This is a genomic window from Sphingomonas degradans (genome assembly GCF_053502645.1).
Genome location: NZ_CP177172.1, coordinates 3,545,329 through 3,570,584, shown reverse-complemented (window position 1 = coordinate 3,570,584; position 25,256 = coordinate 3,545,329). Strand labels below are relative to the sequence as shown.

Below are 25,256 nucleotides of genomic sequence, written 5' to 3'. Positions count from 1 at the left end.
CGGAGGTATAAGGCGTGTAGGCCTGTTGGCGATGCTCAGGCCAACGATGGAACGAAGCGCTGCTTCAAAGAAAGTACGACGTCGCGATAATGCGCCAGCGCGTCAGCATGCTGCCCGCCGTTGATCAGTGCAATGGATGCCCGCACTAGGCGCTCGTACAGATCATCGTAAATCGCGGCGCGTTGCGGATCGGCGTCGATTGCCTCGACAATATGGGGCGCAATGCGATAATATTCTTCGATCTGGGCGGGTCCGTCCGGTGTGTTTCGCATAAACCCGTCCCGAAAGGATCGAAGGGTCTGTAATTCTTCGCAGTCGTCACCCAGGCTGCGAGCTGTAACGCAGGCGGTAGTCAGAAAGCATTTTTTGTCGCCCTCCGTGACCCCTTTCGTTTTTACGCCGGGGATGCGGCCTTCGATTTCTTTATTGCGTGAAGCGACGTTAGTGGCCAACTCCGCTTGCGCAATCTTTATTAATTTTTGATAGACGTCGAGGCGCTGGACAGTCTGCTGAGCACTCGCTCCTGCGGTGACTGCAATCTGCGTATCCATTAGGGGGAGGAGTTCGTGCATGCGTTCGCCAATAGCCAGCATACCCGCCATGAACCCGGTGTCTAAATCATTCTCGTTAATCTGAACCCCATACAGGTCCTCTATCAATTTCGCTTTCTCGCGTGCCCATTTGGTAGCGGCTCCATCCCACAGAACGGCATTGATTGCCTCTTTGAGAAACAGCTCTCCAGGCATACTTTCGTGTTCACGGGCGATTTGATCGATGCCTGTAATCCTTGGACCCTGGGCCCCGCTGGCGGGTTGGTGGAGAAGGTTGCCAAGGTTGAGCCCAATTAGCGTTCGGTCATAATTGGCCAGCGCGAGGTCATAGGCCGCGAGTTCCCCGATCGATCGGATAAGACGGGGGTCTTGGAACGCCGCGGGGTCGGGGTTGTCGCTATCATGCAGCGAAGATCCCTGCGACTTTTCCATCACGATGAAATGCGGCCCGGTGAAAGCTTCCAGCTTCTGGAGCAACTTGTATCCGTCGGTTCCAGGTTCGGCGCCAGCAAGGCTGGTGCGCAGCGCTTCGGCCTCTTTGCCACCCGTATCGACGATCGTCGCCTCTGGGGCCAGCACGCCGCCACTCATCCGGCGGATGAACTCCGAGGCGAAGGCTTCATTGGCGGCTGCGTTCTCGAACTTGACGACCAATTCCCTCCCATCGGCACCGGTCACGAAAAAAACCCCGACTTGCGTTGCCTTGCTTGCCGTCACCGATTTGATGCTAGTCCAGTCCGGCACGATGGCGCGTTGGGCAACCGCAAGCGCGCCTGACAGATCCGCCGCGCGCCCAGTAGGCGGATCCGGGGCAAAGTTGCCTGCCGCGATAGCCCGCGCCCCCATCACATCCGCCTCGTGTTCCAACCCCACATCGTCGTTCACCGGCGTCCCCGCCGCCAGCTGCATCGTCGCCTGTACGCGGCCCTGTTTCTGCTGGACGACATGCCATGCCTCGTGCGGCAGATGATGGTCCTGCCCCGGGGCGAGGTGGATGTCGGTGCCCTGGGCATAGGCATGGGCGTTGAGCTGGGCCGGGCGGCTGGAGTTGCGATGCACGCGGACATCGTCCATCGCCATGCCGGAGAGGCCCTCGATCCCGGCTTTCAGTTGATCGGGAAGGCCGGTGCGGTTGGGGGCTGCCGCGCGCTGCGCGGGCGGCATCGCGCCCAGAAGCTCGGCCGTTGTACGCAGCGCGGGGCTGGGCGGGAGCGTCCCGGCGGGGCAGCGCTGCGCCGGCATCCTCTGCGCGCTGGAGCGCGCGGTGGCGAAGCATTGCTCACCCATGGCGATCCGCCCGGCGTCGGACGTCCGCGTCGCAGGGCAGCGGCATCACGCTTTCTCCTTGTCATCGCCATCATAGGTACCACCGCCATCGTCGGCGACGCTCTCGACCTTGATTTTCTTGACGATCGCTTCCGCGTCCTTCTCGTCGTCATGAGAGGGCTTGGGGTGGACGATACCCCCCAGGACGTTCTTCGCCGGGGTGATCGCGGTATACTCGAACGGGGCGAAATCCTCGCCGTCGGTCTCGTCGTCGCTACTGTGGAAAAGGTTTTGGCGCAGGTTGTAGAAGGTCTCGAGCTGGTTACGGTCGGTATGGTCCAGCGCACCCTTGTCCATCGCCTTCAGTCCAAAGCGCGATTTGCGCCGCTCGGCATTGCCCTTGGATTTCACGTTGATCCCATAGGTGGTGGCGGGGTGCATCTGCATCAGCTTGCGCGCGACCAGATGAAACGCGCTATTGGCCGTTTTCGGTGCTGCGTCGTCCGCCATCATGTCCGAAAATTCTCCGTGCAGACTGCGATAATCGAGCTTCATCCGATCTGCGGCCTTTCCCGTGATGTGGATCGACGGGCCCATTTCAGCGAGCAGGGTCTCGAACGCGTCCGGGGCAAGAATCTGCGCCGCCACTTCGTCGTGCTGGCCTTTCGCCAGGCGGTTCTGGAGCCGGTATTCGGTGGAGGAAAAGCTCAGGCTGTGCGGCCCTTGCCGGGTTGTGTCGGGCGCCGCCGTCACCGATACGGAATCGGCATAGGAATAGGGGGTGTTCGCGCGGCGGAGGTCGCCATTGCTCCGGTATAGCGCATGACGGATATTCTTGGGGTCTGCAGCCAGCGCTGCGTCTTTCGTCGCCGCTTCCTCGCGGGTCGCATAGTTGCGCTTCCCCTTCTCCAGATCGGAATAAAAAACGATGTTGCCGTCGTAATCATATTTATGGAGCACGCTGCGCTGCGCGACGCCCTTCCCGCCGGAAAGTTGCCGTGCCGCGCGCTGGAGCGCGGGGGTGGCGGGCAGCGCGGATAAGGGCGCGCGCGCATGCCGCTGGGCCGCTTGTCGAGGCAGGGTTTTGCGCTGCACGTCGGCATGCTCGGCCATGGGCGGGGGTCCTGTACGGTGTAGCGCCGCCTTATGCCCGTTTCGCTTGCGCGCGCGCAGGCCAATCGGCTCCGATCCGGTTCAGCTTCCCGCCGCCGGCCTCGGCGCCCTGGGTGCCCCCTTCGCATAGCGGTCGCCATATTGGTTGCCCTCGTACCAGCGCGGCGGCTGTTCGCCGTCGGCGATTTCGCGGGCGATGCGGGCGTTCAGCTCGGCGAATTTGGCCCCCGCCTTCCAGTCGAAGGGCAAGTCGATCTGGTCGCTGACCTGGTGGTAATGCGTGCGCAGGAAGCCGCGGAATGCCTTTTCCCCGCCATTCTTGAATCCCGTGACGAGGAAGACCGACGGTACCCCCGCCTTGACGAAGCTGTAATGGTCGGATCGGACGAACAGCTGCTCCTCGGGCATCGGATCGGGCGACAGCGTCACGCCCATCTGGCCGGCGGCGTGCGCGACGATCGGGCCCAGCGTCGAATGCTCGGCGCCGAATGCGACGACGTCCTGGAAATCATAGAGCAGGATCGGCATGTCGAGGTTGACGTCGGCCACCACCTTGCCCGTGCCCACCACTGGATTGCGCGCCAGATAGGAGGAGCCGACCAGCCCCAGTTCCTCGCCGGCCAGCGCGACGAACAGGATCGATCGCTTGGGCGCCACCGGCGCGGTCGCCAATATGCGCGCGGCCTCCAGCATGGTCGCGACCCCGGCGGCATTGTCCATCGCGCCGTTGAACACCTTGTCACGGCCCGGTCGCGCGTCGGTGCCGATATGGTCGAGATGCGCGCTCAGAACGACATATTCGTTGCGCAGCACCGGGTCTGACCCGGGCAGAATGCCCAGCACATTGGGCGCCTTGAAATGGCGCGCGACCCTGCCGACCTGGACCTGCATCGGCACGAGCTGGAACCACGGATAGTCGGTCCCGCCCGGCTTGAGCCCCAGCGCGACGAACCGCTCCGCGACATAGGCGGCGGCCGTCAGATACCCCTTGGTCCCGCTGAACCGTCCTTCGAGTGCGTCGTCGGCCAGATAGGTGACATCGGCCCGGATGCGTTCCGCGCTCGCCGGGGCCGGGGCCGGGTCCGCCGCCTGCGCCAGCGCGGGCAGCGGGGCGAGTATCGACACATACAACATGGCGGCGCGGAACAGGGTGGGCAGGCGCATCGAACCTCGGCAAAATCGACGGGAAGGAGCCGCGCAGGCTAACCGAAATCGGCCGCTTCGCAAGCGGACCGGTTGGCGCTTGCGGGGGGCAGGGCCGGCGCTATGGTATCGCGCGTAACCATTTGCGGGGTCCCGGAATCCGATGAAGTCCCTTTTCCTGCTGTGCAGCGCCGCCACCTGCGCGCTCGCACCTGTCACGATGCTTCCCGCCGCTGCGCAACAGGCTCCCGCCGCCGCGGCCACCGCCAAGCCCGTGCCCGTCGCCGAACTGGTGAAGCGCGTCGATATTCCGTACGAACAGTTCACGCTCGCCAACGGCCTGCGCGTCATCGTCCATACCGACCGCAAGGCGCCGATCGTCGCGGTCTCCACCTGGTACGATGTCGGGTCGAAGCATGAGCCCAAGGGCAAGACCGGCTTCGCGCACCTGTTCGAGCATCTGATGTTCAACGGATCGGAAAACGCCCCCGGCGATTTCTTCGAGCCGCTCAAGCAGGTCGGCGCCACCGATTTCAACGGCACCACCAGCTTCGACCGCACCAATTATTTCGAAACCGTGCCGCGCCCGGCGCTCGACCGGGCGCTGTTCCTGGAAAGCGACCGGATGGGCTGGCTGCTCGGCGCGATCGGGCAGGACACGCTCGACGAGCAGCGCGGTGTCGTCCAGAACGAAAAGCGCCAGGGTGACAACCGCCCCTATGGCCTGCTCTATTACAAGATTATCGAGGGGCTGCTGGCGGGGACGCCCTATGGCCACAACGTCATCGGCTCGATGGAGGATCTCGACGCCGCCAGCCTCGACGATGTGAAGAACTGGTTCCGCAGTCATTATGGCCCGAACAATGCGGTGCTGGTGCTGGCGGGGGACATCGATGCCAAAACGGCGCGTCCGCTGGTCGAGAAATATTTCGGCGCGATTCCCGCCGGGCCGAAAAGCGTGCTGCCGGCAGTGACTGTGCCGACGCTGCCCGAGGCGAAGACCGTGGTGATGAAGGATCGCGTCGCCGCGACGCTCATCACGCGCACCTGGGCGGTGCCGGGCATGAACGATCCCGATGCCGTGCCGCTCGACGTGTTCGGCAGCGTGCTGGGCGGGCTCGCCAGCTCGCGGCTCGACAATGCGCTGGTCCGCAAGGAAAAGATCGCCGTCAGCGTGTCGGCGGGGCTCGATTCGATGGCGCAGCTCGGCATGTTCAGCATTCGCGCCACCGTGAAGCCGGGCGTCGATCCGGCGCTGGTCGGCAAGCGGCTGGACGAAGTCATGGCCGAACTGCTCGCCAAGGGCCCGACGGCCGATGAAGTCCTGCGCGTGGCGACGACCAGCGTGTCCGAACGGATCGCGGGCCTCGAATCGGTGGGCGGCTTTGGGGGCAAGGCAGTCGCGCTGGCCTCGGGCGAACTCTATTCGGGCGATCCGGCCTTTTACAAGAAGGAGCTGGAGCGCCAGGCGCGCGTCACCCCGGCGCAGGTGACGGCGGCGGCCAACAAATGGCTCCGGCGTCCGGCGCTGACCGTGATCGTCGAGCCCGGCGAGCGCGAGGCGTATCAGGAGGCAAAGGCCGTTCCCGCCGCCGCGCCCAAGGCAGCGGCGCCGGCGCCGGCGGCAGTGAAGGGCACGCGCGGCGACATGCCCGATGTCGCCCCGATCAAGGATATCAAATTCCCGCCGGTCGAACGGGCGAAGCTGTCGAACGGCATCGAGCTGATCTATGCGCGCCAGACCGCAGTGCCGGCGACGCGCGTGGTCATCAGCTTCGACGCGGGCGTCGCGGCGGACCCGGACGGCAAGCTTGGCACGCAGAATCTGATGATGTCGCTGATCGACGAGGGCACGACGACGCGCGATTCCAACGCCATCGCGGAGACCCGCGAGCGGCTGGGCGCCAATATCGGCGGGGGCAGCGCCACCGATCGCAGCTATCTGACGCTGGGCGTGCCCAGCCCCAATCTGGCGGGCGCGCTCGATCTGTTCGCCGATATCGTCTTGCACCCGGCCTTCGCCCCGGCAGAGGTCGAACGGCTGCGCGCCAGCCTGTTGACCGGCATTGCGTCCGAACTGACCAGCGCTGAGGGTCTGGGTTCGCGCGCGCTGCCGCCGCTGCTGTATGGCGCGGCCAGTCCCTATGGCAAGCTGGCGGCGGGCGGCGGCGACCCGGAGGTGGTGAAGGCGCTGACCCGCGACGATCTGGTCGCGTTCCACCGCGCCTGGTTCCGCCCGGACAAGGCGAAGATCTTCATCGTCAGCGATCGCCCGCTCGCCGAAGTGCGCGCGGCGCTGGAGGCGCGCTTCGGCGGCTGGCGTGGTGAAGGTCCGGCGGGCGTCAAGGCGTTCGGCGCCGCGCCGGTCCAGGCATCGCCGCGCATCCTGCTGGTCGATCGCCCCAATTCGCCGCAATCGGTGATCCTGGCGGGGCAGATGACGCCGCTGGATCCCAAGGCGGAGCTGCTCCCCGCGCTCACCGCCAACGACGTGCTCGGCGGCGATTTCCTGTCGCGGATCAACATGGACCTGCGCGAGAAGAAGCACTGGTCGTACGGCGTGCGCGGCGGGTTCAACTGGCTCGAATATGCCGTGCCCTATGTCATCAGCGCGCCGGTACAGGCCGACAAGACCGGCGAGTCGATCCAGGCGCTGCGCAGCGACGTGACTGCGTTCCTGACGACCGAAGGCGTGACCCAGGACGAACTGGTCCGCACCGTCAACGGCGCGGTGCGCGGCATGGCGGGGCGGTTCGAGACGTCGGGCGCGGTGCTCAGCGCGATGCAGCAGAACGACCTGCGCAAGCGTCCGGACGATTATTACGACACGATCGCGCAAAAATATCGCAGCATGACCGTGGCCGAACTTGACGCTGCGGCACGCGGGGCTTTGGACCCGAACCGCTTCATATGGGTTGTGGTGGGCGACGCCGCGAAGGTCCGGCCGCAGCTTGACAGCATCGGCCTGCCTGTCGAGGTGGTGCCGGCAGCGGCGCTGGCGCGCCCCGCGCCGACGAAATAGCAGGAGAGAAGAACATGGCGAACGTGGATGGCAACTGGAACACCGTGACCAAGTCGCCGATGGGCGACCAGCAGGCGACGCTGACGATCGCCAGCGCGGGCGACACCTTCACCGGCACCTATTCGGGCGCGATGGGCACGACCGAGATCAAGGACGGCAAGATCAACGGCGACACGCTCACCTGGTCGCTCGACATCACCGTGCCGATGCCGATGACGCTGACCGGCGAAGCCACGGTGGACGGCGACACGATCAACGGCACCGTGACCGCAGGCGCCTTTGGCAGCTTCCCGATGAGCGGCACGCGCGCCTGATCGCCGGACAGGCCGAACGATAAAGGGGCTCGCTTCCGGAAGGAGGCGGGCCCTTTTTTCTGTCCGGTGCCGTTATCCTGCGAAAGCAGGCGGAGCGCTTGGGGTCCTGGACCCCCGCGTTCGCGGGGGAACTGGGTATTGTCGATGGCAAGACGCCACAATCGAGCGCGCCGGAAGCTCCCACTGTTCTCCTGCGAAAGCAGGGGCCCAGAGTTACGTGCGGAGCGCTCGGGATTCTGGACCCCCGCGTTCGCGGGGGAACTGGGTATTGTCGACGGCAAGGCGCCACAACCGAGCGCGCCGGTCCAGCGTGGTTCCCGCTTCCCAGCAACAAGCGCAGACCGTACTCCTGCGAAAGCAGGAGCCCAGGATCACAGGCGATACGCGCGCGGCTCTGCATCCGCGCGCTCGCGCGCCCCTCAGCCTCGCTTCACCCGCGTGACATGCCCCATCTTGCGCCCGGGGCGCGCAGCGCCCTTGCCGTACAGGTGCAGATGCGCGCCCGGCTCGGCGAGATAGTCCGCCCAGCGATCGGCGTCGTCGCCGATCAGGTTTTCCATCTCCACCTGCACGCCGGTCAGCGCGGTCGATCCCAGCGGCAGGCCGCAGATCGCGCGGATATGGTTCTCGAACTGCGAGCATTCGGCGCCTTCGATGCTCCAATGCCCCGAATTGTGCACGCGCGGCGCCATTTCGTTGAACACGGGGCCGTCCGGCGTCGCGAAGAATTCCAGCGTCAGCACGCCGACATGGTCCAGCGCCTCGGCCACACGGCCCGCCAGCGTCGCCGCCTCCGCCCAATGCCGCGCGATCTCGGCGGGGGCGGGCAGGGTGGAGCGATCGAGGATGCCGTCCTTGTGCTCGTTCCAGGGCGGCGGATAGCTGGTCAGCGTGCCGTCCAGTCCCCGGACGGTGATGATCGAGAATTCGTGGGTGAACTCCACGAACCCCTCCAGGATCGCGGGGCGCTCGCCGATCTCGGCCCAGGCGGCGGCGGCGTCGGCGGCGTCGCGGATGCGCACCTGCCCCTTGCCGTCATAGCCGAGCCGCAGCGTCTTGAGGATCGCCGGCGCGCCGATCGTGTCGATCGCGGCCTGCATCTCTTCGGCGGTGGACACCGGCGCCCACGGCGCGGTGCGCCCGCCCAGCGCGGCTACGAATGCCTTTTCGCGCGCCCGGTCCTGCGCGATCGACAGGCTCTGTGCGCCGGGGCGCACCGGCACCTTGCCCGCCAGATGCTCGACGGGGCCGATCGCGATATTCTCGAACTCATAGGTGACGACGTCGCACTGCGCGGCCAGCTCGTCCAGCACGATGCGGCTGTGATAATCGGCGCGGGTATAGCTCGACGCGGTCTGCGCCGCGACGCTCTCTTCGTCGGGGGCCAGGATGTGGGTGCGATAGCCGAGCTGCGCCGCCGCCACTGCGAGCATCCGGCCCAGCTGGCCGCCGCCCAGGATGCCGATGGTCGATCCGGGGGGAAGCGCGCTCATTCGGGGGAGTCCGCGACGCTCTCGGTCTGGGCCGCGCGCCATGCCTGGAGCCGCTGCGACAGCGCGGCGTCGGACGTGGCGAGGATCGCGGCGGCGAGCAACCCGGCGTTGATCGCCCCGGCCTTGCCGATCGCCAGCGTCCCCACCGGGATGCCGCCGGGCATCTGGGCGATCGAGAGCAGGCTGTCCATGCCCTTCAGCGCCTTGGATTCCACCGGCACGCCCAGCACCGGCAGATGCGTCATCGCCGCCGCCATGCCGGGCAAATGCGCCGCGCCGCCCGCGCCCGCGATCACCACCTTCAGCCCGCGATCCGCCGCCGCCGTCGCATAGTCATACAACCGCTGCGGCGTGCGATGCGCCGATACGACGCGCGTCTCGTGCGGCACGCCCAGTTCGTCCAGGATGCGCGCGGCATGGTGCATCGTCTCCCAATCGGAAGTGCTGCCCATGATGATACCGACTAAAGGTGCTGCGTCCGCCATGCCTGCCCCGCGTTCAGGAAGCGCGCTTGTTAGTGGCGGCGGCGGGGCAGGGCAACCCGTTCCTGCCCGCCCGCGCACCCCGCCGTCACAATGCCGTCAGCACCGTCGCCGCGCCCAGCACGATGCCGGGGATATTGGCCATGATGATCGGCCAGTCGCGCTTCTCGCGCAGTGCGCCGTACAGCAGCCACAACGTGCAGCACGCCGTGGCCGCCGCCGGCTGGATCAGCGATCCCTTTTCGCCGTGCAGGTTGCGCAGGATCTGGTCGACATAGGCGAAGTACATCACCACCGACCCCGCCGTGGCCGCCCAGCCCAGCCGGATCAGCGCCTCTGGGCTGGGCAGCGCCATCGCCTTACCGTTCGTTCAGATAATAGCGGTCGGTCGCGACCAGCGCGTCGTCCAGTTCGTACACGATCGGCTGGCCGGTCGGGATTTCCAGCTCTGTGATTTCGTCGTCGGGGATGTTCGACAGGTGCTTCACCAGCGCACGCAGCGAATTGCCGTGCGCGGAGATCAGCACGCGCTTCCCCGCCTTGATCTCGGGCACGATCCGCGCTTCCCAATAGGGGAGGACGCGGGCGATCGTGTCCTTCAGGCTTTCGGTCTGCGGGATGGGGATGCCCTTGTAGCGCGCGTCCTTGGCCAGATCCCAGGGCGAGCCCTCTTCCGGCAGTGGCGGCGGCACGTCGAAGCTGCGGCGCCAGATCTTGACCTGGTCGTCGCCGTGCAGCGCGGCGGTCTCCGCCTTGTTGAGCCCGGTCAGCCCGCCATAATGGCGCTCGTTCAGCCGCCAGTCCTTCTCGGTCGGCAGCCAGAGGCGGCCCATCGCCTCGAGCGCGATGTTGAGCGTCTTGATCGCGCGGCTCTGGAAGCTGGTGAAGGTCATGTCGAAATCGAGGCCCTTGTCGCGCATCAGCTCGCCGGCGGCCCAGGCTTCCTTGACGCCGAGTTCGGTCAGATCGACGTCCCACCATCCGGTGAAGCGGTTTTCGAGGTTCCAGGCCGACTGGCCGTGGCGGATGAGGACGAGCTTTGGCATCGCGGGGCTCCTTGCAACGATTGGAGCAGGTCCTTAGCGGCTGCGGCGTAGCGGACAAGGGAGGTACGGCATGGCAATCGTTCGGCAGACGCTGGTGTATGACGGACCGGGCGGTCCGTTCGAGGGCGTGGCGGCGTGGGACGATGCCGTGGCGGGGCCGCGCCCGGCGGTGCTCGTGCTGCCCAACATCCTCGGCCAGAAGGAAGCCGACAACCAGAAGGCCGATGCCCTGGCCGGCCTTGGCTATGTCGCGCTGGTCGCCGACCTGTTCGGGCAGGGCAAGCGCAAGACGCTCGAATCGCCGCAGGTGAGCGAATATATGGACGCACTCAACGCCGACCGCGCGCTGCTGCGCGCCCGGCTGGAGGCATCGCTGGGGGTGCTGCACGCGCTGCCCCAGGCCGATCCGACGCGGTCCGCCGCGATCGGCTATTGCTTCGGCGGCAAATGCGCGCTCGACATGGCGCGCGCCGGGCTGCCGATCCTGGGCGCGGTGTCGTTCCACGGCGTCTATGACCGGCCCGATTATCCCAGCGTCTCGCCGATCGCCGCCAAGCTGCTCGTCTGCCACGGCTGGGAAGACCCGATCGCCCCGCCCGATGCCACGCTCGCGCTGGCGCAGGAGCTGACGCAGGCGGGCGCCGACTGGCAGCTCCATGCCTATGGCCATGCCGGCCACGCCTTTACCGATGCGGCACGCACCGGCGGCACCACCCCCGGCATCGCCTATGAACCGCGCGCGGATCGGCGGAGCTGGCGGGCCATGGTAGATTTCCTGGAGGAAGTGTTCGGCTGAGGGCGAAGGGGACGCGCAGGGCACGTCCCCGGATACCTATTCGACGGCGGCACCCACCGCCAGTGCGAGTATCCCCGAGGTAGCGGCGATGGCCGTCCAGAGGGCGGTGGCGAACCACCAGGGTGGCCGCTTCTTGCGATTTTCATGCTGCATTTCTGACTCCTGCGAAGGGGATGGCCGCTGCGGCGGCCGGAACGGGCAGGGGGTCAGGCGGGGGGCGGTGCGCGCGGATCGGGGCCGAGCAGACGCCGGACCGGCGCCGGAGCCTCGCCGCGTGGGCGCGCCACCGCGGCGGTGGTGCGAACCGGGCCAGCCATGGCAGAGTCCGCTGCCTGATGCTGGCCCCAGCGTGCGACGAGGCTGGGGCGCTGCTTTTGTCGGTCCGGCTGCACGCGGCTTGGATCGCCCGCCACGCGCGCGGCGCGCGGGTATAGCACGACGGTGGCGGTGGTGGGGTCGAACGCCGATCCGGCCACGCGCGCCGAAACCGGCCCCAGCGGCACCAGCGCGCAGGTGAGAACCGTGAGCAGGCCGAGCCATCCGGCAAACAGCCGAGGCCCGATCCGTTGCTGCACGCGGCGTTTCACTGCGTTCCCTTCATCGCGTTCCTGCGGGCGCCCCAAAAAGGAGCGCCCTGTCAAAGGAACGCGGGTGGCGCGATTCGGGTCCGCCGGGTGTCGGGCGCTCAGATCGCGTCGATCATCCCCGCCAGCGTGTCGAGGCACGCATGCGCCAGCGTCTTGCACCGCGCCGGGCTCCACGCGAAGTCGGGGTCGGCGTTCGCGTCATGGTCCTTGAACGGCATCTCCAGCGTCATCGATACCGCGCCGAATCGCTCGGCGAGCTGGTTGGTCGACATCGCCAGATTGGCCTGTCCCGGCGCCGACTTCTCGTAACCCAGGTCGAGCTGGAAATCGGGCGTCGCCTCCGCCAGTCGGCGGCCAAAGGTGTAGAATTTCTCGCCCAGCGCGTCGGTCCAGCTCGGAATCCCCTCGAACCCGGCAAGGAAGTTCGCCGGGATCGCCTCGTCGCCATGCACGTCGATCGCGAAGGCGACGCCGGTTGCGTCCATCGCATTGCGCACGGCCAGCACTTCGGGGCTGCGCTCGGGCGTCGGGTGGTGCCATTCGCGGTTCAGGTTCACGCCCGCCGCATTGGTTCGCAGGTGCCCCCGGCGCGACCCGTCCGGGTTCATGTTGGGGACGATGTGGAACGTCGCCTTTTCGCGCAGCGCCGTGGTGGTGGCGTCGCCCGCGTCGGTCAGCTTCTCCAGCGCGCCTTCGATCCACCATTCGGCCATCGTCTCGCCCGGATGCTGGCGGGCATACAGCCACACCTGCTTCTCGCCGGTGCCCAGCGTCAGGCAATCGATCGGCTGCCCGTCGAGCGTGACGCCCAGTTCGCGATGCGTGACGCCCGGCATCTCGGCGATGCGCGATACCAGGTCGTGGTGCCGCTCCATCGAATAGGGCGCGAAATAGGCGAACCACACGATGTCGCTGTCGATCGTGCGGGTGAATTCCAGCACGCCGTCGGTGTACGTCGCGGGGGTGGTGCGCCACGTCTCGCGATCGGTGCTCCAGCGCGGGGAATAGCCGGGCCAGCCGAACGCATAGGCCGAACCGGCGGCGTTCAGGATGCGAAAGGTCAGCGTGCGCCCCTTCGCCCCCGCCACGCGGAAGTGGAACCATTGGTAGAAATCGGACGCATGGTCCTTGACGATTTCCAGGTCGACACGATCGCCGTCGATGGCGGCCAGACGAATGTTGCCGCCATCGAATGCGGCGTTGATGTGAATGCTCATTTCACCGTGATAGTGATCCCGGACTCTCCGGGGAAGTCCTTGAACAGCGCACGGGCAAGCCGCGCGGCGGTATCGATCGGCTGGCTGCCCTCGGTCCCGCCCACTGCCTGGGTGCGGGCGCGGCCTTCCCAGATCGTGCTGTTGTCGGCGCGCCGGCGCAGCTGGACCCACAATTCGGTGCCATAGATTTCGCGCGTCTTGCCGCCGATGCCGAAGCTGACACCGCCGCCCAGCCCGACGCCGCCACCGCGCCGCCCGCCGCCGAAGCTGCCGCCGCCCAGCCCGATCGACACGGGCGGCGGCTCCTTGAAGCTGCCCTGTGGCACGCGGACGAACGATACGGCGGCGATATAGCCCGCCGGCATGTCACTGCGCGACGCGACATAGCCGAGCCGCTCCAGCTCGGCCTTCACTGCGTCGGCATAGGTCTGGTATTCGGGGCTGATCTGCGTCGCGCCCGACATCGGCTCGATCGCCACGGTGGTGCGTTCCATCGGCTGGCCGAGATGATAGCGGGTGACGTCGATCGGGCCGGCGCGATTGCCGGTGGTGCACCCGGCCAGCAGCGCGGCGGCGCCGGTTGCGAGCAGCAGGGGGGCGAGGCGGAACGGCGTGGTCACGGGGCAAAGCTCCTGTTTCGCGGGCGGAACGGCCCCGCGTGCCGATGAAACCCGAGTCCGGCGGACTCTGTTCCCTATTGCTTGTGGACTCGCTTGCCATAGGCCACAATGCCTTGACTTGGTCGCCGCAGCCTTATAGGCGGGCGCCTCTTTTCCGGCATCCAGATAATTCGAGAAGCGAATCGGTCATGAAGATCGTGAATTCATTGAAGTCGCTCAAGGGGCGGCACCGCGACAACCGCGTGATCCGCCGCCGTGGCCGGATCTACGTGATTAACAAGACGAATCGTCGGTTCAAAGCCCGCCAGGGCTGATCCATGCGTCAGCCGAATGCCGTCATCTTCGATGTCGGCAACGTGCTGTACGACTGGAATCCGCGATACTTGTACGGGCGTCTGATCCAGGACGATCAGGCGCTCGACGCGTTTCTAGGCTCCGTCGCAACCAAGGCGTGGCATTTCCAGCATGACGCGGGGCGTCCCTTTGCCGAGACATCGGCGGAGTTGGCGGCGCTTTACCCCGAATATGCGGAAATGATCGCGCTCTGGGGGCCGCGGTTCAGCGAGCAAGTGCCGTTCCCGTTGCCGGGAATGGTGGAGCTGGTCGAGCAACTCGATTCGGCGGCTGTGCCCCTGTACGCGATCACCAATTTCTCGGGCGAGTTCTGGCCCGATTTTCGCGCGCGCGAAGACGCGCTGTTCCGCCGATTCCGCGACATCGTGGTCTCGGGCGACGAACGGCTGACCAAGCCCGATCCGGCAATCTATCGCCTCGCGCTCGACCGATTCGGCCTGGCGCCGCAGGATGCGGTGTTCGTCGACGACAACGCCGCCAATGTCGATGCCGCCGCCGCGCTGGGCATCCACGCCATCCCCTTCACCGATTCGGACGCTTTCCGGGTGTCGCTGCGCGGACTGGGCTTCGCGGTCTAGTCGCTGCGGGCGCGCGGTTGCGCCCGATGTCTGCATCCCCCAAACGCAAAGCGGCGCCGCACGGGATCCCGCGCGGCGCCGCCTGTGCCCTGAGAAGGGCCGAAGCGATTACTCGCTCTCGGCGCCCTGATAGCTGGCCAGTTCGTCGCCGACGATGGTGACGACGTGCAGCACGTTGGTCGAGCCCGGCGTCCCGAACGGTACGCCCGCACACACGACGACGCGGTCGCCCGCCGCCGCCATGCCGTGGCGCAGCACCATGCGCTTGGCCTTGGCGACCATTTCCTCGAACGAGGCGACGTCGCGGGTGCGAACCGCGTGCGCGCCCCACAACAGCCCCAGCCGCCGCGCCGTTTCCAGGCGGGGCGTGAGCACCATGATCGGCACGGTCGGGCGCTCGCGGGCGATTCGGCGCGCCGTCGATCCCGATGCCGTGAAGCACACGATGGCCGAGGCCGAGACCGTGATCGCGATGTTCTTTGCCGCCTCGGCCAGCGCGTCCGCCGTGGTGGGGTCGGGCCGGGTGACGGTGAAGTGCACCCGCTCGCCATGCGCGGGGTCGCGTTCGACGGCGTCGGCGATCGAATCCATCATCGTGACCGATTCGACCGGCCATTTGCCGGCGGCGCTTTCCGCCGACAGCATGATCGCGTCGGCCCCGTCATAGACGGCGGTGGCGACGTCGGACACTTCGGCGCGCGTCGGCGACGGGCTCTCGATCATCGATTCGAGCATCTGCGTCGCCACGATCACCGGGCGGCCCAGCCGGCGCGCGGTCTCGACGATGCGCTTCTGGAGCGGCGGCACGGTCTGCGGCGGCAGCTCGACGCCCAGATCGCCACGCGCGACCATCACGCCGTCGCACTGCTCCATGATCTCGTCGAGCCGCGCGATGGCCGACGGCTTCTCGATCTTGGCGAGCAGCGCGGACTTGCCCCCGATCAGCCGGCGGGCTTCCATCAGATCCTCGGGGCGCTGGACGAAGCTGAGCGCGATCCAGTCGGCGCCCTGTTCGACTGCAAAGGCCAGGTCGCTGCGGTCCTTTTCGGTCAGCGCCGCCATCGGCAGCACCATGTCGGGGACGTTCAGCCCCTTGTTGTTCGACAGCGCGCCGCCGACTTCGACCACGGTGGTCAGCCGCTCGGGCGTCGCGCTGATGACGCGCAGCACCAGCTTGCCGTCGTCGAGCAGCAGCCGGGCATCGGCGTGCGCCGCCTCGAAAATCTCGCGGTGGGGCAGCTCGACGCGGGTTTCGTCGCCCGGCGTGGGATCGCGGTCGAGGATGAATTCATGCCCCGTGCGCAGCATGATCTTGCCCTCGGCAAACTTGCCGACGCGCAGCTTGGGCCCCTGAAGGTCGGCCAGGATCGTGCTGGGGCGCCCGGTGCGCTTTTCCATGTCGCGGATCGCCTGGAACACCGGCACCTTGGATGCCTGGTCGCCATGGCTCATGTTGATGCGGAACGCGTCGGCGCCGGCATCGAACAGCCGCTCGATCATCTCGGCGGTGTTGCTTGCGGGGCCGAGCGTCGCGAGAACGCGCACCTTGCGCGAGCGGGGGCTGATTGCCTTTGTCATCGTTGTCTTATCCTCGGCTTGTGCCTTGCTGCCTCTAGCCCCAAATGGCGAAGGATCAACTCCGGAGGCGCATTGTGACTGATATAGATATGCTGGATGACGCGGTTGCGGCAAAGGCATTTCGCCAGCTTGTCCGCCATTTGCGACAGCGCCATGACGCGGAGAACATCGATCTGATGGGGCTGGCGGGGTTTTGCCGCAACTGCCTGGCCGATTGGGTGGCGCAAGCCGACGGCACCCTGTCGCGCGACGACGCCCGTACGCTGATCTATGGCATGCCCTTTGCCGAGTGGAAGGCGAAATACCAGGGCGAGGCCACGCCCGAGCAGCTTGCGCGGATGGAAGCGAGCATGGCGCGTAACGCCGAACTCGACGAGGCGCTGGAAGAGAGCTTCCCCGCCAGCGATCCGCCGTCGATGACCGAACCGGGGCGCTGATACCAGCCCGTACACTGGCCCCTGGCGTAACGAGGGCTTGAGGTGCGGGCACCGCTTCTCTATCGCCCCCGCTTCTTCACCATCAGGAGCCCATAATGTCCGACTCGATTTCCGCCGAACAGCTGCGCCTCTTCATCGAGCGCATCGAGCGGCTCGAGGAAGAGAAGAAGGGCATCGCCGACGACATCAAGGATGTCTATGCCGAGGCGAAGTCCACCGGTTTCGACGTCAAGACGATGCGCTCCATCGTCCGCCTGCGGAAGATGGAAAAGCATCACCGCGACGAAGCCGAAATGCTCCTCGAGACGTACAAGCAGGCGCTGGGCCTGGTCTGACCTGCTATCCGGGGCGGGGCGACCCGCTTCGGATTCGGTGCGCTGCCGGCGCGCAAGGTTTGTTCGCGCAGAGGCGCGCAAGGCGCAGGGAAGAAGACGGCGGCGAAGCCGCAGTGCGTTTCCGCCAACCCCGCGCGTGCCGGTCGCTATCGCGGCTGACACCGCTACGCTCCTGTCTCTGCGCCCTCCGCGCCTCTGCGCGAACCTCTTCCTTCTTCTGCCGATATCCCTCCGCCATTGCGAAACCCGCCCCTGCTGGCCTAGAGACGCGGCACATATTTCCAAGAGAGCGCAATGGCAGGCCATTCCAAGTTCAAGAACATCATGCACCGCAAGGGCGCGCAGGATAAGAAGCGCTCGGGCATGTTTTCCAAGCTCAGCCGCGAAATCACCGTCGCGGCCAAGATGGGCTTGCCCGATCCCGACATGAACCCGCGCCTGCGCGCGGCGGTCAACGCCGCCAAGGCGCAGTCGATGCCCAAGGACAATATCCAGCGCTCGATCGACAAGGCGAGCAAGGGCGATGCCGAGAATTACGAGGAAATCCGCTACGAGGCGTTCGGCCCCGGCGGGGTTTCGCTGATCGTCGAGACGCTGACCGACAATCGCAACCGCACCGTCACCAACGTGCGCACCGCGATCAGCAAGAATGGCGGCAATCTCGGCGCGCCGGGTTCGGTCAGCCATGCGTTCGACCGGATGGGCCTCATCAACTATGCCGCCAGCGCCGGCGACGCCGAAAAGGTGTTCGAGGCCGCATTGGAGGCGGGTGCCGAGGATGTGACCAGTTCCGAGGACGGCCACGAGATCTGGACCGCACAGGGCGACCTCCACGAAGTCGCCAAGGCGCTGGAGCCCGTGCTGGGCGAAGCCGAGGGCGCGAAGCTCGCCTGGCGCCCGCAGACCATGGTCGCCGTGAGCGAGGCCGATGCCGGCACGCTGTTCAAGCTGCTCGACGCGCTCGACGACGATGACGATGTCCAGACCGTCTGGGGCAATTACGAAGTCGCCGACGACGTGATGGAGAAGCTGGGTTGATCCCGGATCGCGCTGGCGCGTGACGACGGGAAGGACAGAGATTTTTGGGGGCCGCTGCGCGGCCGAGGCGCGGAGGCGCGGAGATTTATGCTCTGCCGCGCCAGCGGCCCTCCGCTGCGGTCGCTCTCCCGGCTCCCGGCATTTCACAAGGCGGCTGACGCCGCAGAAGAATTCTCTCTCTCTGCGCCTCCGCGCCTCGGCCGCGCAGCGGCCCCAAACAATCTGCCTTCGCGAACATTTCCGATGATCATCCTCGGCCTCGATCCCGGACTGGGCACCACCGGCTGGGGGCTGATCCGGGCGGAGGGAAACCGGCTGTCCCACATCGCCAATGGCAAGCTCAAGACCGACAGCGCCGCCACGCTGCCACGACGGCTCGCGCATCTCGATGCGATGCTGGCCGCGCTGATCGCCGATCACCATCCCGATGCGGCCGCGGTCGAGGAAGTGTTCGTCAATGCCAACCCGCAATCGACGCTCAAGCTCGGCCAGGCGCGCGGCGTCGTGATCTGCGCAGCCGCGCGTACCGGGCTCGACGTCGGCGAATATGCCGCGCGCCTCGTCAAAAAGGCCGTGGTCGGTGTCGGCAACGCGGAAAAGGCGCAGGTCCACGCGATGGTCGCGCGGCTCCTGCCCGGCGTGAAGATCGACGGTCCCGATGCCGGTGACGCGCTGGCGGTGGCGATCTGCCACGCCCATCACATGGCGAGCGCGCGCACCGGCCTGCGCTGAGGGGTCAGGCGGCGCGCAGGCGCCCCGGCGCTTCCTCGCTGTCGTTGGCGGGCGCCCGCCGGGGCCGGCGCGTCGCGGCGGCACGCGGGCGGGCACGCCGCGCCGGCAACAGCCGCATTGCCACCCACGTCATGCTGCCGCGCACCCGCAACAGCGAAGCCGTGGCGGCAAGCGTCACCACCGCCTCCACCCACAGGCTGACTTCGAACATCGAGAACCAGGCGATCGCCTCGGGCGCCATCATCGTCACGATCATGCGGCCTTCTTCGTCGAGCAGCCACGCGGCAAGCGCAGTGAGGGTGACGATCGCGACCGTCGCTACCTTGCCCACGCGCGACCATTTGAGGAGCAGGCGGGCGGGGGCTTCGACCATTATCCGCCGGAGCGTTCGTCCCGCCGGCGTGTCGCCTGCCACCAACAGCGCCAGCCACAGCATCAACAGCGCGCCCTGAATCATCCCGACTCCCCCGAACCTGCCGGGCGAAGCTGGGGATGGCCGCCCGGCGTTGCAAGCGCCGTCACATCAGCGGCGTCACCAGCGGTTCGCCTGCGAAATGCGCCTCCAGATTGGCCAGCACCAGCGCCGCCATCGCCGCGCGCCCCTCCTGCGTCGCGCTGCCCTGGTGCGGGGCGAGCACGACGGTCTCCAGCGTGCGCAGCGCTTCGGGCACCTGCGGCTCGTCGGCGAACACGTCGAGCCCGGCACCGGCGATCCGCCCGTCGCCCAGCGCCGCGATCAGCGCGTCCTGATCGACCAGGCTGCCCCGCGCGATATTGACCAGCACGCCCTGCGGCCCCAGCGCGTCGAGCACGGCGGCATCCACGATGCCCGCCGTCTCGGCCCCGCCCGGTGCGGCCAGGATCAGCACGTCGCTCTCCGCCGCCAGCGTCGCGATGTCGGGTACGAATCGCCAGGGCAGCCCCGCGCGTTCGTGCCGCGCCGCATAGAGCAGCTCCGCCGCAAAGGGCGCCGCCCGCCGCGCGATGGCCCCGCCGATCGCGCCCAGCCCGAAAATCCCGATCCGCCGTCCGCTCGCCCGATGGCCCAACGGCACGCTCCACCCGCCGTCGCGCACCACCCGGTCGTTCGCCGCGATCCGCCGCTGCACTGCCAGCATCAGTCCGATCGCCAGGTCCGCGACATCGTCGGTCAGGACATCGGGCGTCGTCGTCACTCGCACCCCCTGCGCCCGCACCGCGTCCAGGTCCACGCGGTCATGCCCCACGCCGTGAATCGCCACGATTTCGAGCAGCGGCAGCGCGTCGAGCAGCGCCGCGTCGACCTGTACGGTGCCCCCGCCGACGATGGCGCGTGTGTGGCGCGGCGGTGGCGCGTCGTGGACGCGAAACCGAGTCTCCAGCGACGCGCGCAATGCGGGCGAAACGCCGGTGGCGAGGAACAGGTCGATCGGATCGGGCATCGGCGGTCTCCACGGGGCGCGCCTGCCCAAATGGGCGGTTCTTCGCGCCTGTGCCAGCGGGCGGCGCGGATTTTCGCCTTTCCTACGGCCCCCGTTCTGGTTATGTACCCAGGGGTTCCACCCGCCCGCCCGCCGATCGGTCTACCCATGCGCAGAGCCTCAACTTCCTCAACATATTTGCGGCGGCGCGCGCAGTGATCGCGCACCTGCGGGGGCGGCTGTCCGCCAGCGGCGCCGACTATGCCGTGATCGACGTCGGCGGGGTCGGCTATCTCGTCGGCGCCTCGGCCAAGACGCTGGAAAAGCTGGGGCCGGTCGAGGGCACTGTCACGATCCATACCGAGATGCTGGTGTCGGAGGATTCGATCCGGCTGATGGGCTTTGCCAGCGCCGATGAGCGCGACTGGTTCAAGCTGCTCACCAGCGTGCAGGGCGTGGGGGCAAAGGTCGCGCTGGCGATCCTCTCGATCCTCGCGCCCGACGAACTGCGCACCGCCGTCGCCCGCGCCGACGCGGCGATGATCGCGCGGGCCAACGGCGTCGGGCCGAAACTGGCGCAGCGCATCGTCAACGAATTGAAGGACAAGGCCGGCGGCATCGCGCTGGGCGGCACCGGCGCGCCGGTCCCGGCGGGCAGCGCGGCGTCGGACGCGGTCTCCGCGCTGATGAACCTGGGCTTCAAACCGGCCGAGGCCAGCGCCGCCGTGGGCGCGGCGGCCGACGAACTGGCCCCCGGCGCCACGCTCGACGCACTGGTCCGCCTCGCCCTGCGCAAGGCGGCGAAGTGACGGGCCTTCACCCCTAAACCCTCGGCGCACGTGGCGCCGCAAGCGGACGGAAGACATGGAAATCGAAGTCAGTGCCGAGGCCAAGGACAAGTCGCTCAACCGGCGCGTCGCGATCACCGTGGTCGTGCTGTCGGTGGTGATGGGCGTGTCGGGCATCAAGGACGGCAATATCGTCCAGGCGATGCAGCAGGCGCAGGCCGCGTCGGTCGATGCGTGGAACGAATATCAGGCGACCAAGACCAAGCAGCATGTGGCAGAGGGCACGCGCACCCAGATTGCGGTGCTCGCCGCCGATCCCGCGCGCGCCGCCCCCGCGCTCGCCCAGCTCGATCGCGACATCGCCAAGTACAAGGCAGAGGCGCCGCGCCTGTCCGCGCAGGCAAAGGCGCAGTCGGACCAGTATGACGCGCTCAATGTCCATGACGACCAGTTCGACGCCAGCGACGCCGCACTTTCCACGGCCATTTCGATCGCGGCGGTCGCGGCGCTGGTCGAAAGCGCGCCCCTGCTCCTCGCCGCCTGGGGGTTCGGCGCGTTCGGGCTGTTCATGGCGTTGTGCGGGTTCCTTGGCTGGGGCTTCCACCCCGCCGTGCTGAGCGGACTGCTCGGATGAGCGACGACGATCGTATCCTGAGCGCCGCGCGCAAGCCCGAGGATGTCGACGCGGCGCTGCGCCCCAAGTCGCTCGACGATTTCGTCGGCCAGCGTGCCGCGCGCGAAAACCTGCGCGTGTTCATCCAGGCGGCAAAGGCGCGGGGCGAGGCGCTCGACCATGTCCTGTTCTTCGGCCCCCCCGGCCTCGGCAAGACCACGCTGGCGCAGATCGTTGCGCGCGAACTGGGCGTCGGCTTTCGGGCCACCTCCGGCCCGGTCATCGCCAAGTCGGGCGACCTCGCGGCGCTGCTCACCAATCTCGAGGATGGCGACGTGCTGTTCATCGACGAGATTCACCGGCTGAACCCGGCGGTCGAGGAAGTGCTTTATCCCGCGATGGAGGATCGCGCGCTCGACCTGATGATCGGCGAGGGGCCGTCGGCGCGCAGCGTGCGGATCGATCTGCCGCGCTTCACGCTGGTCGGCGCGACCACGCGACAGGGGCTGCTCACCACGCCGCTGCGCGACCGCTTCGGCATCCCGGTGCGGTTGCAATTCTATACCGTGGACGAGCTGGAGCGGGTGGTGACCCGCGCCGCCGGGCTGCTCGACCTGGCGATCGCCCCCGATGGCGCACACGAAATCGCACGGCGCTCGCGCGGCACTCCGCGCATCGCCGGGCGGCTGCTGCGCCGGGTGCGCGACTTCGCCAATGTGCTGGGCGAGCCCGTGGTCCATGCCCGCGCCGCCGATGCCGCGCTCAATCGGCTGGAAGTCGATGCGATGGGGCTCGACGCGATGGATCGCCGCTATCTGATGATGATCGCCGACATCTATCGCGGCGGGCCGGTGGGGGTCGAGACGCTGGCCGCCGGCCTGTCCGAGCCGCGCGACACGGTGGAGGAAGTGATCGAGCCCTATCTGATCCAGATCGGGATGATCGCGCGGACCGCGCGGGGCCGCTGCCTCAACGCGGCGGGGTGGAAGCATCTGGGCCTCAATCCGCCGCCCGGCGCGCAGGACGGGCTGTTCGATTAGCGGGACGGGCCGTGCCGCGTGCGGCGCGGCCGGCCCGGTCGGGGTTCCGCTGGGCGGTGCGCTGGGGTAGGAGCCCTCGCAATGGACACCACCCCCGCATCCTTGCCCCCGCTCGGTCGCCTCGAGGGGGTGGAGCATCATTTCGACCTGCGCGTCTATTTCGAGGACACCGATCTGACGGGCGTGGTCTATCACGCCAATTACCTGCGCTTCATGGAGCGCGCGCGATCGGACATGCTGATCGCCGCCGGGATCGACCAGCGCAGCGTGTTCGAAGCGGGCGAGGGCGCCTATGCGGTGCGCGGGCTGAACCTCCAGTACCGGGCGCCCGCCCGGCTGGGCGATGCGCTGGTCGTGGTCAGCCGGCTGACCCAATTGCGCGCGCCGGCAGTCGATATTCATCAACGAGTCATGTGCGGAACGAAATTACTGGTCGAGGCATCAGTCGAGGTGGCGTTCGTCAGCCCGACCGGCCGGCCCCGGCGCCAGCCGGCGGCATGGCTCGCCGCGTTCGAACCGCTTGTGTGGAAGGGAAGCTGAAGACCTCATGGATTCGATCACCACCGCTGCGACCATGTCCCCGGTCCATCTGTTCCTCCAGGCCGATATCGTCGTGAAGGGCGTGATGCTGGGGCTGCTGCTCGCCAGCCTGTGGACCTGGACCATCATCTTCAGCTTCGGCTTCAAGGTGAAGGGGCTGCGCAAGGCGAGCGACAAGTTCGAGGCCGAGTATCGCGAGGCCGACGATATCGACGAATTCCATCGCCGCGTGGCGGGCCGCGACCTGCCGATCGCGCGCATCTTTGCGGCGGGCGTTACCGAATGGCGCCGCTCGACCGCCGGCAAGACGATCGACCGCGAAGGTACGCGCGAACGCCTTGCCACCGCGATGGGCGCCACCGTTGCGCAGGAAATCGACCGGCTGGCCGATCGGCTGAACTTCCTTGCCACCGTGGGTTCGGTCGCGCCTTTCGTCGGCCTGTTCGGCACCGTCTGGGGCATCATGCGCAGCTTCACCGGCATCGCGCAGCAGCAGAGCACGTCGCTCGCGGTGGTCGCGCCGGGCATTGCCGAGGCGCTGTTCGCCACCGCCATCGGCCTGTTCGCCGCCATCCCGGCGGTGATCGCGTACAACCGCTACAGCCACGCCGTGAACCGCGTCGAGGCCCGGCTGAACCGCTTCGCCGACGGTTTCCACGCCACCCTCAGCCGCCGGCTGGAGATGGAAGCGTGACGGGCGCCATGCCTTCAATCCTCCCCGGCACGGGGAGGGGGACCGCGACGCGAAGCGGCGTGGTGGAGGGGGCTTGCCGCGAGGGGGTGGCCAAGAGGCGCACCCCCTCCACCAGCCTGCGGCTGGTCCCCCTCCCCGGAACGGGGAGGATCTAGCCCATGGCCATGCACCTCCCCTCCGGAAAGGGGCGCGGACGCCGCGCGCCGATGGCCGAGATCAACGTCACGCCGCTGGTCGACGTGATGCTGGTGCTGCTCATCATCTTCATGGTCACCGCGCCGCTGATGACGGCGGGCGTGCCCGTGGACCTGCCCGAAAGCCGCGCCAAGGCGCTGGACCAGGAACAGAAGCCGGTCCAGATCGCGATCGACAATGCGGGACAGGTGTTCATCGACGACGCCCCCGTCGCCGACGATGCGCTGGCCGCCGCGCTCCAGCCGCTGTCGGTGCGCCTTGGCGCCGATGGCAAGCCGCCCCAGATCTTCCTGCGCGCCGACAAGGGGCTGGGCTATGGCAAGGTCATGCGCGTCATGGGCGAGCTGAACCGCGCCGGGCTGAACCGCGTCTCGCTGCTGACCGAAGCGAGCGCCCAATAAGGTGCTGAGCAAGGCGGAATCCGGCGGTCTGGCGATTGCGGCGATCGGGCATGTGGTCCTGTTCGGGCTGCTGTCGATCAGCTTTCTGACCCCGCCGGACACGGGCAAACAGCGCCCGCAGGCGATCGAGATTTCGCTGGCCGAGGATGTCGCGCTGGAAAGCGCGGCCCCCGTGCCGAGTAGCGAGGCGGAGGCGACCAAGAAATCCCCGGTCGAAGCGCCGGTCGAACCCGACAGCGCCCCGCCCGAGCCGGTGGTGGTGCCCGATCCCGCGCCCAAGCCGCAACCGGCCCCGGCCAAGCCGCAGCCCGCGCCGCCGCGCCCTGCGCCGCCCAAGCCGGCACCCGCACCCGCCGCGAAGCCCAAGCCCGCGCCGCCGCAGCCCAAACCGGCGACCGCCGCCGCGAAGCCTGCGCCGGCACAGCCGGCCAAGCCCGCCGCATCGGCTGCCGCGTCGAACCGCCCGGCCACGCGCCGCCCGGTCAAGCCGACCGGCAACCTGGACAAGCTCGACCTCGGCCGGTCGAGCGCGAAGACGGACAGCAAGTCTACCACTCCGCCGGCGGCCACCGTCGGTCCGCAGGTTCGCAGCGCCCTTCAGGCCGAGGTACAACGGCAGGTCAAAGCGCATTGGTCCCCGCCTAGCGGCGCGGATACGGATCAGTTGCGTACCACGGTGCAGGTGCAATTGGGCCGGGATGGATCGATCATCGGCGAACCGCGTGTGTCCCAAACGGGTGTAAACGCCAGCAACCGGGCCCAGGCTGCGGTGCATCGCGAGCGTGCGATTCGCGCGGTAAAATTGGCAGCTCCTTTCAAGCTGCCGCCGCAATTCTACGACGCATGGAAAACCATTGCGCCGACTTTGTACGAGGGGTTGTAA

Annotated in this window: 29 protein-coding genes; 16 read left to right on the top strand and 13 right to left on the bottom strand. The window is 67.6% G+C overall.

The window, feature by feature from the left end; all coding sequences use genetic code 11:
• Positions 1-35 precede the first annotated feature (35 nt).
• The 3 genes from ACG3SL_RS16330 to ACG3SL_RS16320 form a co-directional block, all read right to left on the bottom strand.
• Positions 36-1,838 (bottom strand): CFI-box-CTERM domain-containing protein, encoded by a 1,803-nt coding sequence (locus ACG3SL_RS16330; RefSeq protein ID WP_448662226.1) that lies wholly within the window; start codon positions 1,836-1,838, stop codon positions 36-38.
• 45 nt (positions 1,839-1,883) lie between these two features.
• Positions 1,884-2,930 carry a hypothetical protein gene (locus ACG3SL_RS16325; protein WP_448662225.1) on the bottom strand — a complete coding sequence of 349 codons (1,047 nt, stop codon included), beginning with the start codon at positions 2,928-2,930 and terminating at the stop codon, positions 1,884-1,886.
• An 81-nt stretch (positions 2,931-3,011) separates the two neighbouring features.
• Entirely contained in the window at positions 3,012-4,094 is a 1,083-nt protein-coding gene (locus ACG3SL_RS16320) for a M28 family metallopeptidase (protein ID WP_448662224.1), read from the bottom strand.
• A gap of 142 nt (positions 4,095-4,236) precedes the next feature.
• Here ACG3SL_RS16320 and ACG3SL_RS16315 point away from each other — a divergent pair, with 142 nt between their 5' ends.
• Positions 4,237-7,095: a M16 family metallopeptidase gene (locus tag ACG3SL_RS16315; RefSeq protein WP_448662223.1), complete on the top strand. Its 2,859-nt coding sequence runs from the start codon at positions 4,237-4,239 to the stop codon at positions 7,093-7,095.
• Between the two features lie 14 nt (positions 7,096-7,109).
• Positions 7,110-7,409 carry a hypothetical protein gene (locus ACG3SL_RS16310; protein WP_448662222.1) on the top strand — a complete coding sequence of 100 codons (300 nt, stop codon included), beginning with the start codon at positions 7,110-7,112 and terminating at the stop codon, positions 7,407-7,409.
• A gap of 419 nt (positions 7,410-7,828) precedes the next feature.
• On the opposite strand, the gene ACG3SL_RS16305 is transcribed toward ACG3SL_RS16310, so the two are convergent.
• The 4 genes from ACG3SL_RS16305 to gpmA all read right to left on the bottom strand — a co-directional run bounded on the left by ACG3SL_RS16305 (position 7,829) and on the right by gpmA (position 10,430).
• On the bottom strand, positions 7,829-8,902 hold the full coding sequence (locus tag ACG3SL_RS16305; protein ID WP_448662221.1) for a 5-(carboxyamino)imidazole ribonucleotide synthase: 1,074 nt from the start codon (positions 8,900-8,902) through the stop codon (positions 7,829-7,831).
• Positions 8,899-9,387: a 5-(carboxyamino)imidazole ribonucleotide mutase gene (purE, locus tag ACG3SL_RS16300; RefSeq protein WP_448662220.1), complete on the bottom strand. Its 489-nt coding sequence runs from the start codon at positions 9,385-9,387 to the stop codon at positions 8,899-8,901. Before purE ends, ACG3SL_RS16305 begins: the two co-directional genes overlap by 4 nt.
• A gap of 85 nt (positions 9,388-9,472) precedes the next feature.
• The gene (locus tag ACG3SL_RS16295; RefSeq protein WP_448662219.1) at positions 9,473-9,739 is read right to left on the bottom strand and encodes a SemiSWEET family transporter; all 267 of its coding nucleotides are present in this window, start codon (positions 9,737-9,739) and stop codon (positions 9,473-9,475) included.
• A 4-nt stretch (positions 9,740-9,743) separates the two neighbouring features.
• Positions 9,744-10,430 (bottom strand): 2,3-diphosphoglycerate-dependent phosphoglycerate mutase, encoded by a 687-nt coding sequence (gene gpmA, locus ACG3SL_RS16290; protein ID WP_448662218.1) that lies wholly within the window; start codon positions 10,428-10,430, stop codon positions 9,744-9,746.
• Positions 10,431-10,500: 70 nt separating this feature from the next.
• On the opposite strand from gpmA, the gene ACG3SL_RS16285 reads away from it, so the two are divergent.
• Positions 10,501-11,226, top strand: a complete 726-nt coding sequence (locus tag ACG3SL_RS16285; RefSeq protein ID WP_448662217.1) for a dienelactone hydrolase family protein — start codon at positions 10,501-10,503, stop codon at positions 11,224-11,226.
• A 206-nt stretch (positions 11,227-11,432) separates the two neighbouring features.
• On the opposite strand, the gene ACG3SL_RS16280 is transcribed toward ACG3SL_RS16285, so the two are convergent.
• From ACG3SL_RS16280 to ACG3SL_RS16270, 3 genes are all read right to left on the bottom strand, one after another.
• Positions 11,433-11,813, bottom strand: coding sequence for a hypothetical protein (locus ACG3SL_RS16280; protein ID WP_448662216.1), 381 nt, complete (start codon positions 11,811-11,813; stop codon positions 11,433-11,435).
• 98 nt (positions 11,814-11,911) lie between these two features.
• Positions 11,912-13,030: a M14 family metallopeptidase gene (locus tag ACG3SL_RS16275; RefSeq protein WP_448662215.1), complete on the bottom strand. Its 1,119-nt coding sequence runs from the start codon at positions 13,028-13,030 to the stop codon at positions 11,912-11,914.
• Positions 13,027-13,650, bottom strand: coding sequence for a DUF4136 domain-containing protein (locus ACG3SL_RS16270; protein WP_448662214.1), 624 nt, complete (start codon positions 13,648-13,650; stop codon positions 13,027-13,029). The genes ACG3SL_RS16275 and ACG3SL_RS16270 overlap by 4 nt, the downstream gene beginning before the upstream one ends.
• A 188-nt stretch (positions 13,651-13,838) precedes the next feature.
• On the opposite strand from ACG3SL_RS16270, the gene ykgO reads away from it, so the two are divergent.
• Entirely contained in the window at positions 13,839-13,964 is a 126-nt protein-coding gene (gene ykgO, locus ACG3SL_RS16265; protein WP_066482602.1) for a type B 50S ribosomal protein L36, read from the top strand.
• A gap of 3 nt (positions 13,965-13,967) precedes the next feature.
• A complete protein-coding gene (locus ACG3SL_RS16260; RefSeq protein WP_448662213.1) occupies positions 13,968-14,582 on the top strand; it encodes an HAD-IA family hydrolase in 615 nt (204 codons plus the stop codon).
• Positions 14,583-14,690: 108 nt separating this feature from the next.
• Here ACG3SL_RS16260 and pyk read toward each other — a convergent pair whose 3' ends face one another.
• Complete coding sequence (gene pyk, locus ACG3SL_RS16255) at positions 14,691-16,160, bottom strand: pyruvate kinase (RefSeq protein ID WP_448662212.1); 1,470 nt, start codon at positions 16,158-16,160, stop codon at positions 14,691-14,693.
• A gap of 74 nt (positions 16,161-16,234) precedes the next feature.
• Between pyk and ACG3SL_RS16250 the strand changes: the two genes are divergently transcribed.
• The 4 genes from ACG3SL_RS16250 (at position 16,235) to ruvC (ending at position 18,702) form a co-directional block, all read left to right on the top strand.
• Positions 16,235-16,597, top strand: a complete 363-nt coding sequence (locus ACG3SL_RS16250; RefSeq protein ID WP_448662211.1) for a DUF1244 domain-containing protein — start codon at positions 16,235-16,237, stop codon at positions 16,595-16,597.
• A 95-nt stretch (positions 16,598-16,692) separates the two neighbouring features.
• Complete coding sequence (locus tag ACG3SL_RS16245; protein WP_448662210.1) at positions 16,693-16,932, top strand: DUF2312 domain-containing protein; 240 nt, start codon at positions 16,693-16,695, stop codon at positions 16,930-16,932.
• Between the two features lie 294 nt (positions 16,933-17,226).
• Complete coding sequence (locus tag ACG3SL_RS16240) at positions 17,227-17,970, top strand: YebC/PmpR family DNA-binding transcriptional regulator (RefSeq protein WP_448662209.1); 744 nt, start codon at positions 17,227-17,229, stop codon at positions 17,968-17,970.
• Between the two features lie 243 nt (positions 17,971-18,213).
• On the top strand, positions 18,214-18,702 hold the full coding sequence (gene ruvC / locus ACG3SL_RS16235) for a crossover junction endodeoxyribonuclease RuvC (protein ID WP_448662208.1): 489 nt from the start codon (positions 18,214-18,216) through the stop codon (positions 18,700-18,702).
• A gap of 4 nt (positions 18,703-18,706) precedes the next feature.
• Here ruvC and ACG3SL_RS16230 read toward each other — a convergent pair whose 3' ends face one another.
• Both ACG3SL_RS16230 and ACG3SL_RS16225 read right to left on the bottom strand, forming a co-directional pair.
• A complete protein-coding gene (locus ACG3SL_RS16230) occupies positions 18,707-19,159 on the bottom strand; it encodes a hypothetical protein (protein WP_448662207.1) in 453 nt (150 codons plus the stop codon).
• Between the two features lie 61 nt (positions 19,160-19,220).
• Entirely contained in the window at positions 19,221-20,123 is a 903-nt protein-coding gene (locus tag ACG3SL_RS16225) for a 2-hydroxyacid dehydrogenase (RefSeq protein WP_448662206.1), read from the bottom strand.
• Positions 20,124-20,317: 194 nt separating this feature from the next.
• Between ACG3SL_RS16225 and ruvA the strand changes: the two genes are divergently transcribed.
• The 7 genes from ruvA (at position 20,318) to ACG3SL_RS16190 (ending at position 25,256) form a co-directional block, all read left to right on the top strand.
• Positions 20,318-20,911, top strand: coding sequence for a Holliday junction branch migration protein RuvA (gene ruvA, locus ACG3SL_RS16220; RefSeq protein WP_448662205.1), 594 nt, complete (start codon positions 20,318-20,320; stop codon positions 20,909-20,911).
• Between the two features lie 55 nt (positions 20,912-20,966).
• Positions 20,967-21,524, top strand: a complete 558-nt coding sequence (locus ACG3SL_RS16215) for a DUF4337 family protein (protein WP_448662204.1) — start codon at positions 20,967-20,969, stop codon at positions 21,522-21,524.
• Positions 21,521-22,543, top strand: a complete 1,023-nt coding sequence (gene ruvB / locus ACG3SL_RS16210) for a Holliday junction branch migration DNA helicase RuvB (protein WP_448662203.1) — start codon at positions 21,521-21,523, stop codon at positions 22,541-22,543. Before ACG3SL_RS16215 ends, ruvB begins: the two co-directional genes overlap by 4 nt.
• An 81-nt stretch (positions 22,544-22,624) precedes the next feature.
• Positions 22,625-23,083 (top strand): YbgC/FadM family acyl-CoA thioesterase, encoded by a 459-nt coding sequence (locus tag ACG3SL_RS16205; protein ID WP_448662202.1) that lies wholly within the window; start codon positions 22,625-22,627, stop codon positions 23,081-23,083.
• A 7-nt stretch (positions 23,084-23,090) separates the two neighbouring features.
• Entirely contained in the window at positions 23,091-23,777 is a 687-nt protein-coding gene (gene tolQ, locus ACG3SL_RS16200; protein ID WP_448662201.1) for a protein TolQ, read from the top strand.
• A 158-nt stretch (positions 23,778-23,935) separates the two neighbouring features.
• Positions 23,936-24,373: a protein TolR gene (tolR, locus tag ACG3SL_RS16195; protein ID WP_448662200.1), complete on the top strand. Its 438-nt coding sequence runs from the start codon at positions 23,936-23,938 to the stop codon at positions 24,371-24,373.
• A 1-nt stretch (position 24,374) separates the two neighbouring features.
• Positions 24,375-25,256, top strand: coding sequence for a TonB C-terminal domain-containing protein (locus tag ACG3SL_RS16190; RefSeq protein ID WP_448662199.1), 882 nt, complete (start codon positions 24,375-24,377; stop codon positions 25,254-25,256).

Excerpts from the sequence above, each read along its gene's own strand:
- ykgO (WP_066482602.1), top strand. The coding sequence starts at position 13,839 with ATGAAGATCGTGAATTCATTGAAGTCGCTCAAGGGGCGGCACCGCGAC.
- tolQ (WP_448662201.1), top strand. The coding sequence starts at position 23,091 with ATGGATTCGATCACCACCGCTGCGACCATGTCCCCGGTCCATCTGTTC.
- ACG3SL_RS16285 (WP_448662217.1), top strand. The coding sequence starts at position 10,501 with ATGGCAATCGTTCGGCAGACGCTGGTGTATGACGGACCGGGCGGTCCG.
- ACG3SL_RS16245 (WP_448662210.1), top strand. The coding sequence starts at position 16,693 with ATGTCCGACTCGATTTCCGCCGAACAGCTGCGCCTCTTCATCGAGCGC.
- ACG3SL_RS16310 (WP_448662222.1), top strand. The coding sequence starts at position 7,110 with ATGGCGAACGTGGATGGCAACTGGAACACCGTGACCAAGTCGCCGATG.
- ACG3SL_RS16260 (WP_448662213.1), top strand. The coding sequence starts at position 13,968 with ATGCGTCAGCCGAATGCCGTCATCTTCGATGTCGGCAACGTGCTGTAC.
- ACG3SL_RS16325 (WP_448662225.1), bottom strand. The coding sequence starts at position 2,930 with ATGGCCGAGCATGCCGACGTGCAGCGCAAAACCCTGCCTCGACAAGCG.
- ACG3SL_RS16320 (WP_448662224.1), bottom strand. The coding sequence starts at position 4,094 with ATGCGCCTGCCCACCCTGTTCCGCGCCGCCATGTTGTATGTGTCGATA.
- ACG3SL_RS16275 (WP_448662215.1), bottom strand. The coding sequence starts at position 13,030 with ATGAGCATTCACATCAACGCCGCATTCGATGGCGGCAACATTCGTCTG.
- pyk (WP_448662212.1), bottom strand. The coding sequence starts at position 16,160 with ATGACAAAGGCAATCAGCCCCCGCTCGCGCAAGGTGCGCGTTCTCGCG.
- ruvC (WP_448662208.1), top strand. The coding sequence starts at position 18,214 with ATGATCATCCTCGGCCTCGATCCCGGACTGGGCACCACCGGCTGGGGG.
- ACG3SL_RS16215 (WP_448662204.1), top strand. The coding sequence starts at position 20,967 with ATGGAAATCGAAGTCAGTGCCGAGGCCAAGGACAAGTCGCTCAACCGG.
- ACG3SL_RS16240 (WP_448662209.1), top strand. The coding sequence starts at position 17,227 with ATGGCAGGCCATTCCAAGTTCAAGAACATCATGCACCGCAAGGGCGCG.
- ACG3SL_RS16230 (WP_448662207.1), bottom strand. The coding sequence starts at position 19,159 with ATGATTCAGGGCGCGCTGTTGATGCTGTGGCTGGCGCTGTTGGTGGCA.
- ACG3SL_RS16330 (WP_448662226.1), bottom strand. The coding sequence starts at position 1,838 with ATGGGTGAGCAATGCTTCGCCACCGCGCGCTCCAGCGCGCAGAGGATG.
- gpmA (WP_448662218.1), bottom strand. The coding sequence starts at position 10,430 with ATGCCAAAGCTCGTCCTCATCCGCCACGGCCAGTCGGCCTGGAACCTC.
- ACG3SL_RS16205 (WP_448662202.1), top strand. The coding sequence starts at position 22,625 with ATGGACACCACCCCCGCATCCTTGCCCCCGCTCGGTCGCCTCGAGGGG.
- ACG3SL_RS16315 (WP_448662223.1), top strand. The coding sequence starts at position 4,237 with ATGAAGTCCCTTTTCCTGCTGTGCAGCGCCGCCACCTGCGCGCTCGCA.
- purE (WP_448662220.1), bottom strand. The coding sequence starts at position 9,387 with ATGGCGGACGCAGCACCTTTAGTCGGTATCATCATGGGCAGCACTTCC.
- tolR (WP_448662200.1), top strand. The coding sequence starts at position 23,936 with ATGGCCATGCACCTCCCCTCCGGAAAGGGGCGCGGACGCCGCGCGCCG.
- ACG3SL_RS16225 (WP_448662206.1), bottom strand. The coding sequence starts at position 20,123 with ATGCCCGATCCGATCGACCTGTTCCTCGCCACCGGCGTTTCGCCCGCA.
- ACG3SL_RS16305 (WP_448662221.1), bottom strand. The coding sequence starts at position 8,902 with ATGAGCGCGCTTCCCCCCGGATCGACCATCGGCATCCTGGGCGGCGGC.
- ruvB (WP_448662203.1), top strand. The coding sequence starts at position 21,521 with ATGAGCGACGACGATCGTATCCTGAGCGCCGCGCGCAAGCCCGAGGAT.
- ACG3SL_RS16295 (WP_448662219.1), bottom strand. The coding sequence starts at position 9,739 with ATGGCGCTGCCCAGCCCAGAGGCGCTGATCCGGCTGGGCTGGGCGGCC.